This window comes from Brevundimonas sp. (assembly GCF_036676055.1).
Taxonomy (GTDB): Bacteria; Pseudomonadota; Alphaproteobacteria; order Caulobacterales; family Caulobacteraceae; genus Brevundimonas.
Map to the genome: position 1 here is coordinate 1 of NZ_JAKFDS010000065.1, position 15,852 is coordinate 15,852.

Genomic DNA, 15,852 nt, shown 5'->3' on the forward strand with positions numbered 1-15,852 from the left:
AAGGACGGCTTCGCCCGTAACTTCCTTCTGCCGCGCGACAAGGCCCGTCGGGCCACGTCGGCGAACCTGAAGGCGTTCGAACTCGACCGCGCCGCCATCGAGGCCCGCAACGAGAAGAACAAGTCCGAAGCGCAGAAGGTCGCCGACAAGATCGACGGCCAGACCTACGTCATGATCCGGCAAGCCGGTGAGACCGGTCAGCTGTACGGTTCGGTCGCCGGCCGCGACGTCTCCGAGGCCATCCAGGCCGAAGGCGGCAAGGTCGAGCGCTCGCAGGTCGTGCTCAACACCGCGATCAAGACCCTGGGCGTCCACGAAGTGCTGGTCCGCCTGCACGCCGAGGTCTCCGCCACGGTCAAGATCAACATCGCCCGCTCGGCCGACGAAGCCGAACGTCAGGCGAAGGGCGAGGACGTGATCAAGTCCGCCTACGACCAGGACCGCGCGGAAGCGCTGGAACAGGCCCAGGACATGATCGCCGGCGGCGCCGGCCAGCAGGACGGCCTCGGCTCCGAGGCCTGAGTCCGGCCTGATCGCTGACAAGTCACGGCGGCGCGGGGGAAACCCTGCGCCGCCGAACTTTTTTCTGACGCGCACTTGACGCGTTTATGCCGCATCGCAATATCGCAACTGCTCATCGAGACCGGTCGAGGGATTAGGCCCAGCGACGCCGGGGCAACCTGCGGGATCCGTAAGGTGCCAACTCCTTCGGGACCCTCGCGGGTCGCGACAGATGAGGGATAGAGGGCCTGGCCCCCGCTCCCCATCCGTCACCGGGACAGTTCTTGACGGAGCGGGAGAAGACGATGCGTGACCTTGCGCCTGTTGATCCGTTTACCCTGGCCGCCGGCCTCCGCCCCCGATGCACGGGGCCGATGCGATGTCGAAGTTCGCTGTAGACGGCTGACTGACAGGCGCTTGCGCCCCATCTGACTTCAACAACAGCAGAGGCCGTTCCCGGTGATCGCGTTGCGCGACGCCATGCGGACCGCTGCGTCTCATCGAGATCGAAAATGATTCACGCCTACGCCTCCCATCGCCTGTTCCTGCTGGCGGCCGCCTCGGGCGCCGTGCTCGCCGCCGCTGCCCCCGCCGTCGCCCAGACCGCGCCCCAGGACGCCGCCGCCGCGGTCGAGGACGTGATTGTGACCGGCACCCGCGTGCCGAACCGCTCGCGGCTCGATACCCTGTCCCCGGTCGATGTCGTCTCGGCCGAGGACCTGCAGAACCGGGGCACGACCGAACTGGCCGCGGCCCTGGCCCAGTCGGTGCCCTCGCTGACCTTCCAGCGCCCCGCGGTCACGGACGGCACCGACTCCATCCGCCCGGCGACCTTGCGGGGCCTGTCGCCCGACCAGACGCTGGTGCTGGTCAACAGCACCCGCCGGCACGCCTCGGCCCTGGTCAACGTCAACGGTTCAGTCGGGCGCGGCTCGGCCGCCGTCGACCTGAACACCATCCCGACCGGCGCCCTTGAGCGGATCGAGGTGCTGCGCGACGGCGCATCCGCCCAGTACGGCTCGGACGCCATCGCCGGCGTCATCAACCTGCGCCTGCGCGAGGCCGCCAGCGGCGGCGGCGCGACCTTCACCGCCGGCCAGTATTACACCACGGTCGACACCGCCCGGTCGGCCCGCGACGAGGAAGACGGCGGCGCCCTCACCGCCTCCGCCTGGCAGGGCTTCGCGCTCGGCTCCGACGGTTTCCTGACCCTCAGCGCCGAGCTGGTCAGCCGCGACCCGACCAACCGCTCGGACCTCGATCCCCGCGTCACGCCCAATGCCGTGACCGCCCGTTTCGGCGACCCGGAGGTCAATCAGTGGACGGTCTTCGCCAACGCCGGAAAACCGCTGGGGAACGGCTGGTCCGCCTATGGTTGGGCCGGTTACCAGGACAGGGACAGTGAAAGCGCCGCCTTTCCCCGCCTGGCCACCAACACCAACAACGTCCCGGCCCTCTATCCCACGGGCTTCCTGCCGCTGATCGCCATCAATTCGCAGGACCTGTCGGTAGCGGGCGGCGTACGGGGCGCCATCGGCGGATGGGATGGGGACTTCAACCTGGTGTACGGCCGCAATGCGCTCGACTTCCGCACCGAGAATTCCCTGAACGCCACCTATGGCGCGGCCTCGCCGACCAGCTTCGACTCCGGCGCCCTGATCTACAATCAGCTGGTGCTCGGCGCCGACCTGACCCGCCAGTACGAGGTCGGCCTGCACGCACCGCTCAACGTCGCCGTCGGTCTGGAGGCGCGGCGCGAAGGATATGAGATCGAGGCCGGCCAGCCCGAGTCGTACAATCGCGGCCCCTTGGGCGGGAACACCGCCCTCGCCGGCGGCGCCCAGGGCTTCGTCGGCTTCCAGCCCTCCAACGAGGTCGACGAGGACCGCACCGCGGTTGGCGTCTATCTGGATGTCGAGGCGCCGGTGACCGACAAGTTCACGGTCGCGGGCGCTGTCCGCTTCGAGGACTATTCCGACTTCGGGAACTCGACGACCGGCAAGTTGTCCGCCCGCTACGACTTCACGCCGGCCTTCGCCCTGCGCGGCTCCGTCTCGACCGGCTTCCGCGCCCCGTCGCTGCAGCAGTCGTATTTCACCTCGACGGCGTCGGTGGTCCAGAACGGCGTCGTGGTCGAGACCGGCACCTTCCCCGCCACCAGCCCGGTCGCTGTCGTCCTCGGCGCCGAGCCGCTGGATGCCGAGACCTCGGTCAACTACACCCTGGGCACGGTCATTCGCCTGGGCGACTTTGACCTGACCGTCGACGCCTATCGCATCGACATCGAGGACCAGATCGTCCTGTCGGAAAACATCAACCGCAGCTTCAGCCCGCAGGTCGCTTCCCTGCTCGACCCGCTGGGCGTCCAGGCGGCCCGGTTCTTCCTCAACGGCGTCGACACCACGACCCAGGGTGTCGACATCGTCGGCCGCTATCGTCTGGGTACCGAGGCGTATGGCGACTGGGACTTCACCGTGGCGGCCAACTTCAATGACGTCGAGGTGACCCGGGTCCCGACCTCGTCCTCGGTGCTGAACCCGGTCCCGCCGCTATTCGCCCGCAGCCGGATCGAGACCATCCAGCAGGGTACGCCGGACAGCAAGGTCTCGGCCAATGCTGACTGGTCTTACGGACGTTGGGGCCTGACCGCCCGCGCGACCTACTATGGCGATGTCGTCCAGCCCGGCAGCACGCCGGCCAATGACTATTCGACCGGTGCGAAGACCGTGGCCGATTTCGAGGGCCGCTTCCAGGCCAACGAACGGGTCGCGCTCGCCGTCGGCGTCGACAACGCCTTCGACGAATACCCGGACGCGGTGCCGGCCACGCTGAACAGCAACGGCGTGTTGGGCTTTCCCTTCTACTCTCCGTTCGGATTCAACGGGCGCTTCGTCTACGCCCGCCTCAGCCTGAACTGGTGACCACGGCGGCGCGGGCGGCGCCATCCGCCCGCGCCGCCCGCCGTTGATCGGCCACAAAATTCCCGACAAGCTCGGCCGTCCGGAGGAAGACATGCGCGCCACACTCATCGCGGCTCTCGTCGCCTGCCTGCTCGCGGGTTCGGCCATCGCCCAGTCCGGCCCAACGCTGGAGTCCTTCGTGACCCGCGCCAACCGAATTCCGCTCAACGCCACCGCCATGCTGAGGCCCGACGCGCACCGGCTGAAGGGCGAGGCCGAGCGGGCGTTCCGCGCCGTGGGCGGCGAGATCCGGGACGCCCGCGCCGCGAACCGGACCCCGCCGGCCTGCCCTCCGGAGCGCATCGAGCTGAACCCCAGGCAGTTGCTGGACTTCCTGAACGGCATCCCCCAGGCGCGCCGGCAGCGCATGACCGTCACCGACGGCATCCGCAGCTGGATGGTCTCGCGCTATCCGTGTTCCAGCTGAGCGGTTAACTGATCCGGCTGCGGAATTCCGGATCGCCCACAACAGCCCCGACTTATCCCTAGCCGGCCGTACGTCCGCGACTGACGCAAGCCGCGCGCATGGGTAAGACATGAGCCCGATGAACGCCCTCGCCCCCGTCGCCTTCCCGCCCATGGACCCCGCGTCCATCCCGTCCCTGCCGCACAATCTCGAGGCGGAGCAGGCGCTGCTGGGCAGCCTGATGTTCGACAACGCGGTGTTCGAGCGCCTGTCGGACCGTCTGCGCGGCAGTCATTTCTACGAGCCCTTCCACCAGCGGCTCTATGACGCCATCGAGGATCATGTGCGTCAGGGCCTGCTGGCCGAGCCGACGATCCTGATGGAGCGGTTCAAGCAGGATCCGGCCTTCCAGGAGTTCGGCGGCCTGCGCTACCTCGCCGACCTCGTCGACCGCGCCCCCCCGGCGGCCAACGCCCCTGACTACGCCCGGGTGGTCTACGACCTCTCGCTGCGCCGGGACCTGATCCGCATCGGCGGCGAGATCATCAAGGAAGCGCCGCAGCCTGAAACGGCCGCCATTGAGCAGATCGAGTCCGCCGAGCAGCAACTCTACAATCTGGCCGAGACCGGCAAGCCGTCGTCCGGCTTCGTCAGCTTCTCGACCGCCCTGTCCGGGGCCGTGCAGATGGCCGCCGAGGCCTATCAGCGCGACGGCAAGCTGGCCGGCCTGGCCACCAACCTTGATGACCTCGACCAGAAACTGGGCGGGCTGCACCCGTCCGACCTGCTGATCCTCGCCGGCCGCCCGTCGATGGGCAAGACGGCGCTGGCCACCAACATCGCCTTCAACGTCGCCCGCAGCTACCGCTGGGAGCCGACGCCCGAGGGCCGCAAGACTGTCAGCGGCGGGGTGGTGGCCTTCTACTCTCTGGAAATGTCGGCCGAGCAGCTGGCCATGCGTATCCTCGCCGACGCGTCCGGCGTGTCGTCGGACAAGCTGCGCAAGGGCGAGATCGACGCGGCCGACTTCGGCAAGATTCGCGACGCCGCGGTCGAGATCGGCGAAAGCCCCCTCTACATCGACGCCACCGGCGGCCTGTCGATGTCCAAGCTGGCCGCCCGCGCGCGCCGTCTGAAGCGGATGGAGCACGGCCTCGACCTGATCGTGGTCGACTATCTGCAGCTGATCACCACCGGCGAGAGCAACAGCCAGAAGAACCGGGTGCAGGAGGTGTCCGAGATCACCGGCGCCCTCAAGGCCCTGGCCAAGGAGCTCAGCGTGCCGATCCTCGCCCTGTCGCAGCTGTCGCGTCAGGTCGAACAGCGCGAGGACAAGCGGCCCCAGCTGTCCGACCTGCGCGAATCCGGCTCGATCGAGCAGGACGCCGACTGCGTCATGTTCGTCTACCGCGAGAGCTACTACCTCGGCCGCGCCGAACCGCGCGAAGGCACCGAGGAGCACCTCAAATGGCAGGAGGACATGGACCGCCTCAAGCATCAGGCCGAGGTCGTCATCGGCAAGCAGCGCCACGGTCCCATCGGCATCGTCAAACTGTCGTTTGACGCCGACACCACCAAGTTCGGCAACCTCGCCCAAGGCCAGCGCTTCGACAGCTACGGCGACTGACGCCCTACCCCTTCACGCTCCCGGCCAACATGCCGCGGATGTAGTAGCGCTGCAGGGCGAGGAAGAGGATCAACACCGGGGCGACCGTGATCACCGCCCCGGCCATCATCATCTCGATGTCCTGCACGTGCTCGCGCGACAGGGCGGCCAGCGCCACCGGCAGGGTGTAGTTCGACTGGTCCGTCAGGATGATCAGCGGCCACAGGAAGTCGTTCCAGCTGCCGAGGAAGACAAACAGGGCCAAGGTGACGATGATCGGTTGCAGCGTCGGCAGCACCACCCGGCGGAAGATCTGCCCCTCGCTGGCCCCGTCGATGCGCGCAGCCTCCAGCATCTCGTCGGGGATGGACAGCGAATACTGGCGCACCAGGAACAGGCCGAAGATCGACGCCAGCCAAGGCACCAGCGCGCCGGCGTAGGTGTTCACCAGCCCCATGCCCTTCAGCATCAGGAACAGCGGCAGGGTGCCGATCTGGGCTGGCACCACCAGGGCCGCGACCAGCAGCTGGAACATCCGCTCCCGCCCCCGGAACCTCAGCTTGGCGAAGGCGTAGCCGGCCGGGACGGTGAACAGCAGGGCCAGACCCGTCGCCAGCGTCGCGAGGGCGAAGCTGTTCCACAGGTAGCGCCCCATGCCCTGCCTCACGAACAGGTCGCGGTAGTGCTCCAGCGTCCAGGTCTTCGGCCATAGCGGCGGCGGGAAGGCTGCGGCCTCGCCGGTCGCCATGAAGCTGACCGACAGCATCCACAGCAGCGGGAACATGACCAGCAGCGCGACCACGGCCACGGCGGCGTTGAGGAACATGGCGCGCAGGCGACGGCCGCTCATTCGTAGGCCCCCATCCGCTTCGCGACCGCCAGCTGCACCAGCGTCACCGCCAGGATGCAGACGAACAGCACGAAGGCCACGGCGCTGGCGGAGCCGAGGTTCCACCATTTGAAGCCCTCTTCGTACATGAAGTAGAGCACCGTCACGGTCGACTGCGCCGGCCCGCCCTGGGTCATCACATAGGGCTCGGCGAACAGCTGGAAGAAGCTGGCCACCGAAATGATCGACACCAGCAGCAGGGTCGGCGCGATGGCCGGCAGCGTCACATGGGTGAACCGCTTCCACACCCCCGCCCCGTCGATCCGCGCCGCCTCGTACAGGTCGTCCGGAACAGTCTGAAGAACGGCCAGGAAGATCAGCATGTTGTAGCCGAAGACCTTCCACACCACGAACATCAGGATGGCCGGGATCGAGGTCGAGGGCTGGCCCAGCCAGTCGATGGGCGGCAGGCCGAGGCTGGAAATGGCCCAGTTGATCACGCCGTAGCGGGTGTGCAGCAGGTAGTTCCACAGCACCGCCGTGGCCACCAGGGTGGTGACGAACGGAGCGAAGAAGACCACCCGCCACAGCGGTCGCCACTTCACCACGCGCGCATTCAGGATCACCGCCGCCGCCAGCGACGCCGCGATCGACAGCGGCACGCCGAACAGGGCGAACAGGCCGGTGTTCCTCATCGCCCCCCAGAACAGCGGATTGGCGAACAGCCGCTCATAGTTCTGCAGGCCGATGAAGCGGACGTTGTTGAGATCGGCCAGGGCGTAGATGTCGAAGTCGGTCAGGCTCAGCAGCAGGGCCGCAAACACCGGAATGGCGAAGAACACGCCGATGGCGATCAGCGCCGGCGCCACGAACCCCCAGGCGGCCCGCTCGCGCGTGCGGAAACCGCCGGCGAGGCGACGGGGGCGTGCCGCGGCCTCGGCTTCCACCTTGGCCATGTTCAACCGGATGTCGGTCATGCCCTACCCCGCTCCAACATCCAGCGGCGCTTCTCCAGCAGCCGGTCGGCGCGGCGGTCGATCTCGGCGGCGGCCGCCTCCGGCGTGTATTCGCCGCGCACCATCCGTTCGGCCACGATCTGCATTTCGGTGACGATACGCTCCCACTCCGGCACCTTGGGCACGGCCTCGGCGCGCGCCAGCTGGCCCTTGAAGGCGGCGATATAGGGGTCGCCCGCCACCGCCGGCGCGGCCCAGGCGCTCGGGCGCGCCGGCAGGTCGCCAGTGACGACGTTGAAGCGCGCCTGCACCCCCGGATCGGACAGATAGCGCACCAGTTTCCACGCCGCCTCCTGACGCGGCGACGAGCGATAGACCACCAGCGACGATCCGCCCGGGGCGGAGGCGCCCGGCCCGCCCGGACCGGGCACCCCCGAGGTCATCCAGCGGGTCCCCGGCTTCAGCCGGCTCTTGAAATCGCCGATGGTCCACGGCCCGGAGAAATAGAAGCTGAACCAGCCGCGCTCGAACTCGGTCCAGACGTTGGAGATCTGCGCCGCCGAGGCCACAGGGGCCAGACCCTCGTCGAACAGGCTCCTGTAGAAGGCCAGCGCCGCCACGAACGACGGACTGGAGAAATTCCCGCGCGTATCCTGATCGCGCAGCAGCGGCGCGTCGCCCTGCAGGCCGAAGGTCAGCAACTGCTCGAATTCGTTGAGCGGCAGCAGCACCGCATACTTGTCCTCGCCCACCACGCGCTTGACCGCGCGCATGGCCTGCTTCCAGCCCGCCCAGGTCGCCGGTACAGCTTCGAACCCGGCCTGCGCCAGCAAGTCCGACCGGTAGAAGATCAGCCGGGTGTCGACGTACCACGGCACCCCCACCACCCGCCCGTCGATCCGGTTGGTCTCCAGCACCGCCGGGAACTGGTCGGTCAGCAGGTTGGAGGCGAAGGCCGGCAGCGGCGAGATGGCGCCGATAGCCGCCATTTCCGACACCCAGGTGTTGCCCACCTGGCTCAGGTCCGGCAGCGAGTCTCCGGCGTAGGCGGTCAGCAGTTTCTGGTGCGCCGCCGTCCACGGCAGGGCCTGCACGTCGACCTTGATCCCGGGATTGAGTCGCTCGAACTCCGGCAGGAGTTGAGGGACATTCGTCGCCTCATTGCCCATGGCCCAGAAGGTCAGGCGGGTGACCCCGTCCGCCTGTCGCCCGCACCCGGCCAGACCCGACGCCGCCGCCCCGGCCAGAAGGCCGAGCGCCGCCCGTCGATCCGGCGTGGGCAGGATCATGCGTCCGCCAGCCAGCCGCCGGTGAACCCGGCCGCCTTCAGGCCGCGGATGAGATTCGGTTCGCCCCGCATCCGCTTCCAGACCTCGTCGGAGCGATGGTTCTCGATCTGGATGACGATCGGTCCCTGATCGATGCCCAGATAGTCTCCGTCCACCCAGCCGATCCCCGGCACGATCCGCCCGTGCTGCAAGGTGCGGTCGGTAGCCGTCAGGGTCGGGTTGAACGAGTCGAGGAAGCCGTACTCCGTGTAGAGAGCCGCGCCGTAGCGCGCCTTCATGGCCTTCAGACAGGCCGTCACCTCGGCCGGCGCGAAGGGCATCGAGCCGAGCGAGGCGGTGGGCGCGATGGTCCCGTCGTCCCGGTCGCCCGGCCCGCGCGCGGAATAGCTGAAGAACTGCCGCTCCCGCCCGTCGATCACCTGCCTGAAGTCGCCCGGGCCGTCGCAGGCGGTCAGACCCCAGACGTCGGCGGAATAGCCGGCCCAGCCCATCGGATTGTCGATGGCGTACCGGCGCTGCGCCTGCACCGCGCGGACGCTGTTCTGGAAATAGTCGAAACCGGGAATCTCCGCCTGCTTCGACCGCATGAACGGGTCGTGGATGCCGCGGAAATCGACGAACATATGGCTGTACTGGTGGCCGAACAGCGGTGGGAAATGCAGGTGCGCGGACCCCCATTCCGCCGTCCAGCTCTGGTCGTAGACCGAGCACCATTCGTCCCACACGGCCGCCGGGACGGGATGCGTCGGGCTGCCGATGGCCAGCAGGAGCACCAGCATGCCCTCGTTGTAGACATTCCAGTCGGCCTCGATGAAGCCGCTTCCCGGACGCCAGCCCATCGAGATGCGGTTCGGGCGCACCACGGCCCAGTCCCACTCGACCCGCTCGTAGATCGCCTGCGCCAGCCGCCGAATCTCGACCTCGTCCGGATGGTCGCCGTCGAACCATTGCGCGGCGTACAGAAGGCCGCCCAGGAACAGGGTCGTGTCGACGGTCGACAACTCGGTGTCGCGGTAGCGGTGGCCGGTCTCCATGTCGAGGAAGTGGTAGAAGAAGCCCTTGTGGCCGGTCACGCCGGTCGCCTGCGGCCCCTGCGGCGCGTCATGGAAGAAGCGGGCCGTGATCAGGGTCCGCTCGCGCGCCTCCTCCCGGGTCATCCAGCCCCGCTCGACCCCGATCGGCCAGCAGGTCAGGGCGAAGCCGACGGCGGCGATCGAGGCGAAGGACTTGCGGGGCCAACGGTCCGGCGTCAGGCCGTTGGCGCGATTGGTCGTGTCGACGAACCAGCGGAAGGTCCGCTCCTGCAGCTCCTCGACATCGGCGTCGAGCGCCGGCCGGTTCGGCCATGGCGCCCCGCCCGGAACGCCAGCGCAGCCGGACAGTCCGCCGAGCATCGCCGCGCCCGCGACGGTGGAGCTCATCAGGAAGCGACGACGATCCATGGCGGGCACTCTCATACTCATAGGGGGGACTAGTCAAAAAAGCAGGCCGCCCTCCGACGCGGGTCGAAGGGCGGCCGACAGCTCAACAGGACATCAGAAGCTATATCGCATGCCGATCTGGAAGGTCCGGGTCGGGAACAGCACCGTGCTCGGCCGGCCGAAATTCGGGTTCGGATTCGCGGCCGATCCCGTGCCCCCGTCGAAGCCCGAGTAGTTGTCGAAGTTGAAGACGTTGATGGCGTCGACGAACAGCGACAGCTCGTGACCGCTGAAGACCTCGAAATTCTTGGTCAGGCGGAGGTCCAGGTTCCGGTAGGCGAAGGCGTTCGGCAGGATGAAGCCGTACTTCTCCGGCCGGCCGGCGTACGGCCGGAAGTAGAACTGCGAACCGCTGCCGTCGAAGACGTTGAACGGCGAGCCCGAGCCCAGCGTCAGGATGCCCGACAGCTGGAAGTCCCACGGCAGGTCGACGATGCCGTTGGCGACGATCCGGTGCGTTTCGTCATTGGCGGACGAGCGGGTCGGCGACGTTTCGACCGAGAAGCAGTCGAAGCAGAAGTTGTCGTTACCGCCATTCTGCAGCGACTCCGACCAGGTGTAGGCCAGATTGAAGCCCCAGCCGGAGTCCCGCGTATAGGGCTTGTCGGCCTTCAGATAGAGCGCGGTGAACTCCCGCTCCTTGTTGTGATCGGAGACGAAGTAGCCGCGGTACGGATTGGCGCCGCCCGGTCCGCAGAAGCCGCCGTTGTCGCCGAAGCCGTCGCCGTCGTTCGGACGGTTGGGTTCACGGCAGCGCGTCAGATACTGCCAGGTGAACTCGTTCTCGGTCTTGCCGTAGGCCAGCGTCAGCTCGGTCTGCCAGTCGCCTAGGCGCTGACGCACGCCGATGTTGAACTGGTCGGTCCGCGGCGGCTCGAAGTCGTTGGACAGCAGGAAGGCTTCGCCCTTGGCGGGGAAGGTGTCGAGCAGGGCGTCCAGCCCGGCCACCGTGCGGTAGGACTCGTCCCACAGGACCGGGTCGCCGGCGTCGCCGGGCGTGTTCACGCCGGGGCCCGGATCGGAGTCCTGTCCGGCCGGTCGGCCGGTGGTGCTGAAGAAGACGTTCTGGCGGAAGTCGAAAGGCTTGACGATCTCGTCGAACGAGAAGTTGAACTGCACCCGGTCGTAGTAGCGACCGGCCCCGCCGAAGATCACCGTCGAGCTGTCCCCGAAGATGTCATACGAGAAGCCGATCCGCGGCTGGAAGGCGTTGGCGAACGGATCGCGGTTGTTCCCGGTCGCGATGTAGTCGTCGCGGTTGAACCAGCTGGGGGCATAGCCGGCCGGCTTGCCGCCGTCGGTGGAGGCGATCCACTGGTCCAGGCCGTCGATGACCGACTGCAGCGTGACGTAGTCATTGTTGTTGGCGTTGTCCTCGTAGTCCCAACGGAGACCGAGGTTCAGCTCCAGCTTGTCGGTGATCTGCCAGTCGTCCTGGATGTACAGACCGATGACGTTGTTGGTCAGGTCCACCGACGGGAAGGCGTTGCCCAGTTCGACACGGTACGGGACCGTGGTGCTGCCCGACAGCTCGGGACGGCCATCGACGTCATAGAAGAACAGCGGGTTGCGCCCGAACTCCTTGGTCACCTGGTAGTTCTGGCGCGAGAATTTGCCGCCGATCTTGATGGTGTGGAAGCCGTTCCACTCGATCTCGTTCAGCGTCAGGTCGTTCCGGACGGTCAGGACCTCGTCGACGATGTCCTGGCGGCTGTCCGCACCGCCCAGATTGAGGATGTTGGTCCCGCCGAAGAAGTCGGGCTGGAAGCCGGGCGCCGGACTCGTGTCGTTCTCGAACAGGCGATAGGTCTCGCCGAAGCTGGAGAAGTTCACCGGCTGCGGATTGTAGTTGTATTCCCGCTGGGTGATCGTCAGCTCGTTCAGGAAGCTGTCGGTCTGCCACTGGTGGCGGCCGTTGATGGTCAGGGTGGTCTGGTTAAGTTCGGTCGCCCGCTCGACCGAGTTGGCCCCGCCGATCCCGCGCGTATCGAACTCGTCCCGCCAGGTGACGCTCAGATCCAGCAGATGGTCATCGGCCGGCTGCCAGCTGAGCTTGCCGAAATACAGGTCTTCCTCGAACGGCACGCCGAAGGTGCCGATATACTGGCCGAACTGGCTGACGAAGCGGGGATCCTGACGGCCCAGGTTGACGGTCGCGGCCCGCCCTTCCTCCTTGCGCTCATAGGTGCCGAAGAAGTGCAGCGTGTCCCGGATGATCGGGCCGCCGAGGGCGAAGCCGTACTGCTGGACCTCGAGATCCGGCTGCTCGTCGCCGCGTTGCTCGGCGAAAAAGTCCTGCTCGATGAAGCTCTGATCGCGGTAGGTGCCGAACACCTCGCCGTGAAACTCGTTGGTGCCCGAACGGGTCACGGCGGTGATGATCGCCGACGAGGCCTGTTCGTACTCGGCCTTGAAGTTCTGGCTGACGACCCGGAACTCCTGGATGCCGGCCTGCGGGAACGGGTTGCCGCGGCTGTCGTCCTGGCCGGCGATGCCGCCATCGATGATGTTCGACTTGAGGCTGGCGCCGTCGATGAAGGCGTTGACCGATTCCGCCCGCTGGCCGCCGGCGGTGATGGTTTGCTCCTGCTCGTTGGTCGACACCCGAACGCCCGGCGCCAAGGCGGCGAAGTTGAGGAAGTTGCGGTTGATCTGGGGCAGGGTCTGGATCTGCTGGGTCGTCACATTGGTGGCGATTTCCGGCGTCCGCACCTCGACCAGGCGGCGGCCGGTGACGACCACCTCGCCCAGATCCGTCCCTTCGAGATCGGCCGTGGAAGCGGTTACATCGCCGCCCACGGAAAGATCGACCTCGCCGACCTGACCCACGCCGATGGTGACCACCTCGGAGGTCGTCTGGCCGTCGGTCGTGGTGACGGTGATCTCATAGGTGCCGGGACGCAGGCCCGACAGCACGTAGCCGCCATCCGCATTGGCCGTGGTCCGGTTGGTGAAGCCCGAAGCGACGTCGCGCGCCACGATCGTGGCGCCGGCCTCGGCCTGGGCGCCGTCCGTCACCGATCCGCGGATCGTCGCGGTGGAAACCTGCGCCATGGCTCCGCCGGCTGCAGCCAGCGAAATCGCGACGGCGAGGGCCGAGGCGGCCCCCAGATACTGTTTGGACTTGCGGGTCATTACGGGTTCTCCCCCTTCAGAAGTGATGTGCGGGCGGCGTCGCGCGAGCGGCCGCCGGTCGTCGTTTGGGTCTGTGTCGCCGGGTTGCTTGACGGGCGCACGACCAGTTCGGGCCGGACGACCTCGCAGGCGGTGTCGGCGACGGCCTCGCCCGCTGCGTTGATCAGACGGACGAGACGCTCCAGCGCGCTGCGCCCGGTTTCCGCGATGCGGATTCCAAGTGTGGTCAGGCCCGGCCGCATCAGGGCGGCGATCGGCACATCGTCGAAGCCGACGATGGCAACGTCCTCAGGCACGGCGAGACCGGCGTCCTGCAGGGCCAGCAGGGCTCCGATCGCCATCATGTCGTTGCCGGCGAAGATCGCGTCCGGACGTTCGGACCGGCCTGCCAGTTCGGCCGCGGCCTTGTGGCCCGAGGCCTGGGTGAAGGATCCCTCAATCACCGTCGTGGGCAGGTTCGCCCTCGCCATCGCCTCGAGGTAGCCGGCCAGCCGCGCCTCGGCCTCGAGGTTGCCGGTCGGTCCGGAGATGTGGGCGATGCGGCGTCGACCGGTGGCGATCAGATGCTCGACCGCCTGCACGGCGCCGCCGTGGTTATCGACCACGATCGAGGGACGGCCCGCCCCGGCCCCGCCGTTCATCAGCAGGATCGGCAGCCGCCCGGCCAGGGTGGTGGCCAGATTGGCCGCGTCCAGATGCGGCGACAGCACGATCAGCCCATCCACGCGGCCGCGCATCGAGCGGATCGCCGCCGAGGCCTCCTCGGCGTCGTCATGTGAGCTGGAGACGATCAGATGGTAGCCCAGCGCCCGGGCGCCGACGTCCATGCCCCGGATCAGCTCCGAGAAGAACTCGCCGTACAGGTCCGGCAGGATGACGCCGATCGTCTGGGTCTTGCTGGTCGACAGGCTGCGGGCGCCCGAATGGGGCACGTACTGGAGCGCTTCGACCGCCTCCATCACCTTCTTGCGGGTCGCCTCGGTGACAGGCCCGGCTCCGGTCAGAACACGGGAAACGGAGGCGACGGAGACATCGGCGCGTTCGGCCACGTCGCGGATGGTGGCCGGCTTCATGCGCGGTCGCCCACGCAGGTCTGCAGAGTCGCCGAAAGCGCCAAAGTCTCTCTCCCTGACGGTCCGCGATCCCGGCCCGCTTGTCCGCGAGTCCGTCCGACATTTCCGTGTAACCGATTACATGACACACTAGCAATGTCGCCCGCAAGTGCCCTAGTTTGGTCACAGGGAGGTTGTGCTCCCGGCGCTACACGCGTACCCGCCGGGCCCGATCCGCCCGTTCCAGTCGTATCCATTGAGTCTCACGAGCCTGACACATGACCACCAGAAACACCGGCAACTATCTGTTTCCAGAAGGTTTCCTGTGGGGTGCGGCGACAGCGGCCTATCAGATCGAGGGCTCGTCGATGGCGGATGGCGCGGGAGCCTCGATCTGGGACCGGTTCAGCCACACGCCGGGCAATATGCGCGACGGCGACACCGGCGACGTGGCCTGCGACCACTACAATCGCTGGCGTGAGGACATCCAGCTGATGAAGCGGCTCAACCTCCAGGCCTACCGATTCTCGGTCAGCTGGAGCCGGGTCATGCCCGAGGGCCGGGGCTCCATCAACGACAAGGGCCTCGCCTTCTACGACCGCCTGGTCGATGGCTTGCTCGAGGCCGGGATCGAGCCGCTGTGCACGCTGTATCACTGGGACCTGCCCGCCGCGCTGGACGATCGGGGCGGCTGGCTCAACCCCGACATCGCTGACTGGTTCGCCGACTACGGCCAGGTCCTGTTCGAGAAATTCAAGGGCCGGGTGAAGACCTGGGGCACGATCAACGAGCCCTGGGTGATCGTCGACGGCGGTTATCTGCACGGCGCCCTCGCCCCCGGCCACCGCTCGGCCTTCGAGGCCATGATCGCCGGCCACAACGTCCTGCGCGCACACGGCGCGGCGGTGAAACGCTTCCGGGAAGTGGGCGAGGGCCAGATCGGCATCGTCCTCAACATCGAGCCCAAATACCCCGCCTCGGACAGGCCTGAGGACGAGGCCGCGCGCAAACGCGCCGAGGCCCAGATGAACCGCTGGTTCCTCGATCCGCTGATGGGGCGCGGCTATCCGGAAGAGCTGAAGGATGTCTATGGCGAGGCGTACCGCGAGTTCCCGCAGGAAGACTTCGACCTGATCGCTCAGCCCACCGACTGGATGGGGTTGAACTGGTACACGCGCTCCGTGCCGGAAAACGCGCCCGACGCGTGGCCCGTCCGCGCGCGTCCGGTGAAGCAGGTCCAGCACGCCCACACCGAGACCGGTTGGGAGGTCTATCCTCCCGCCCTGACCGACACCCTGGTCTGGCTGCACGAACAGACCAACGGCCTGCCCTTGATGATCACCGAGAACGGCTCGGCCTGGTACGATCCGCCCCACGCCATCGACGGCCGCGTCCACGACCCGATGCGGGTGGACTACCTCAAGAACCACCTCAAGGCGCTGCACGACGCCATCGGCAAGGGCGTCGACGTGCGCGGCTATATGGCGTGGTCGCTGCTCGACAATCTCGAATGGTCGCTGGGCTACTCAAAGCGGTTCGGCATCACCCACGTCAACTTCCTGACCCAGGAGCGGACCATCAAGGATTCCGGCCTGCTCTACGCCGAGGTGATCAAGTCCAACGGCGGCGTGCTCTGA

The 15,852-nt window shown here is 67.4% G+C and carries 11 protein-coding genes and 1 riboswitch; of the genes, 5 read left to right on the forward strand and 6 right to left on the reverse strand.

Going from position 1 to position 15,852, the window contains the following annotated elements; all coding sequences use genetic code 11:
* The 4 genes from rplI to V6M45_RS11205 form a co-directional block, all read left to right on the forward strand.
* On the forward strand, positions 1-522 hold a 522-nt coding region (rplI, locus tag V6M45_RS11190; protein WP_332656439.1), incomplete at its 5' end, for a 50S ribosomal protein L9.
* 109 nt (positions 523-631) lie between these two features.
* Positions 632-740, forward strand: a riboswitch (SAM riboswitch).
* A gap of 273 nt (positions 741-1,013) precedes the next feature.
* Positions 1,014-3,422, forward strand: coding sequence for a TonB-dependent receptor plug domain-containing protein (locus V6M45_RS11195; RefSeq protein ID WP_332656441.1), 2,409 nt, complete (start codon positions 1,014-1,016; stop codon positions 3,420-3,422).
* Positions 3,423-3,513: 91 nt separating this feature from the next.
* Entirely contained in the window at positions 3,514-3,888 is a 375-nt protein-coding gene (locus V6M45_RS11200) for a hypothetical protein (RefSeq protein WP_332656443.1), read from the forward strand.
* Between the two features lie 118 nt (positions 3,889-4,006).
* Positions 4,007-5,494, forward strand: a complete 1,488-nt coding sequence (locus V6M45_RS11205; RefSeq protein WP_332656556.1) for a replicative DNA helicase — start codon at positions 4,007-4,009, stop codon at positions 5,492-5,494.
* Positions 5,495-5,498: 4 nt separating this feature from the next.
* On the opposite strand, the gene V6M45_RS11210 is transcribed toward V6M45_RS11205, so the two are convergent.
* The 6 genes from V6M45_RS11210 to V6M45_RS11235 form a co-directional block, all read right to left on the reverse strand.
* Entirely contained in the window at positions 5,499-6,323 is an 825-nt protein-coding gene (locus V6M45_RS11210; RefSeq protein WP_332656445.1) for a carbohydrate ABC transporter permease, read from the reverse strand.
* Complete coding sequence (locus V6M45_RS11215; protein WP_332656446.1) at positions 6,320-7,279, reverse strand: carbohydrate ABC transporter permease; 960 nt, start codon at positions 7,277-7,279, stop codon at positions 6,320-6,322. Before V6M45_RS11215 ends, V6M45_RS11210 begins: the two co-directional genes overlap by 4 nt.
* On the reverse strand, positions 7,276-8,547 hold the full coding sequence (locus tag V6M45_RS11220) for an extracellular solute-binding protein (RefSeq protein WP_332656447.1): 1,272 nt from the start codon (positions 8,545-8,547) through the stop codon (positions 7,276-7,278). Before V6M45_RS11220 ends, V6M45_RS11215 begins: the two co-directional genes overlap by 4 nt.
* Positions 8,544-9,989, reverse strand: a complete 1,446-nt coding sequence (locus V6M45_RS11225; protein ID WP_332656448.1) for a glucoamylase family protein — start codon at positions 9,987-9,989, stop codon at positions 8,544-8,546. Before V6M45_RS11225 ends, V6M45_RS11220 begins: the two co-directional genes overlap by 4 nt.
* 93 nt (positions 9,990-10,082) lie before the next feature.
* Positions 10,083-13,163: a TonB-dependent receptor gene (locus V6M45_RS11230; RefSeq protein ID WP_332656449.1), complete on the reverse strand. Its 3,081-nt coding sequence runs from the start codon at positions 13,161-13,163 to the stop codon at positions 10,083-10,085.
* Positions 13,163-14,236: a LacI family DNA-binding transcriptional regulator gene (locus tag V6M45_RS11235; RefSeq protein ID WP_332656450.1), complete on the reverse strand. Its 1,074-nt coding sequence runs from the start codon at positions 14,234-14,236 to the stop codon at positions 13,163-13,165. Before V6M45_RS11235 ends, V6M45_RS11230 begins: the two co-directional genes overlap by 1 nt.
* A 257-nt stretch (positions 14,237-14,493) precedes the next feature.
* On the opposite strand from V6M45_RS11235, the gene V6M45_RS11240 reads away from it, so the two are divergent.
* The gene (locus V6M45_RS11240) at positions 14,494-15,852 is read left to right on the forward strand and encodes a GH1 family beta-glucosidase (protein ID WP_332656451.1); all 1,359 of its coding nucleotides are present in this window, start codon (positions 14,494-14,496) and stop codon (positions 15,850-15,852) included.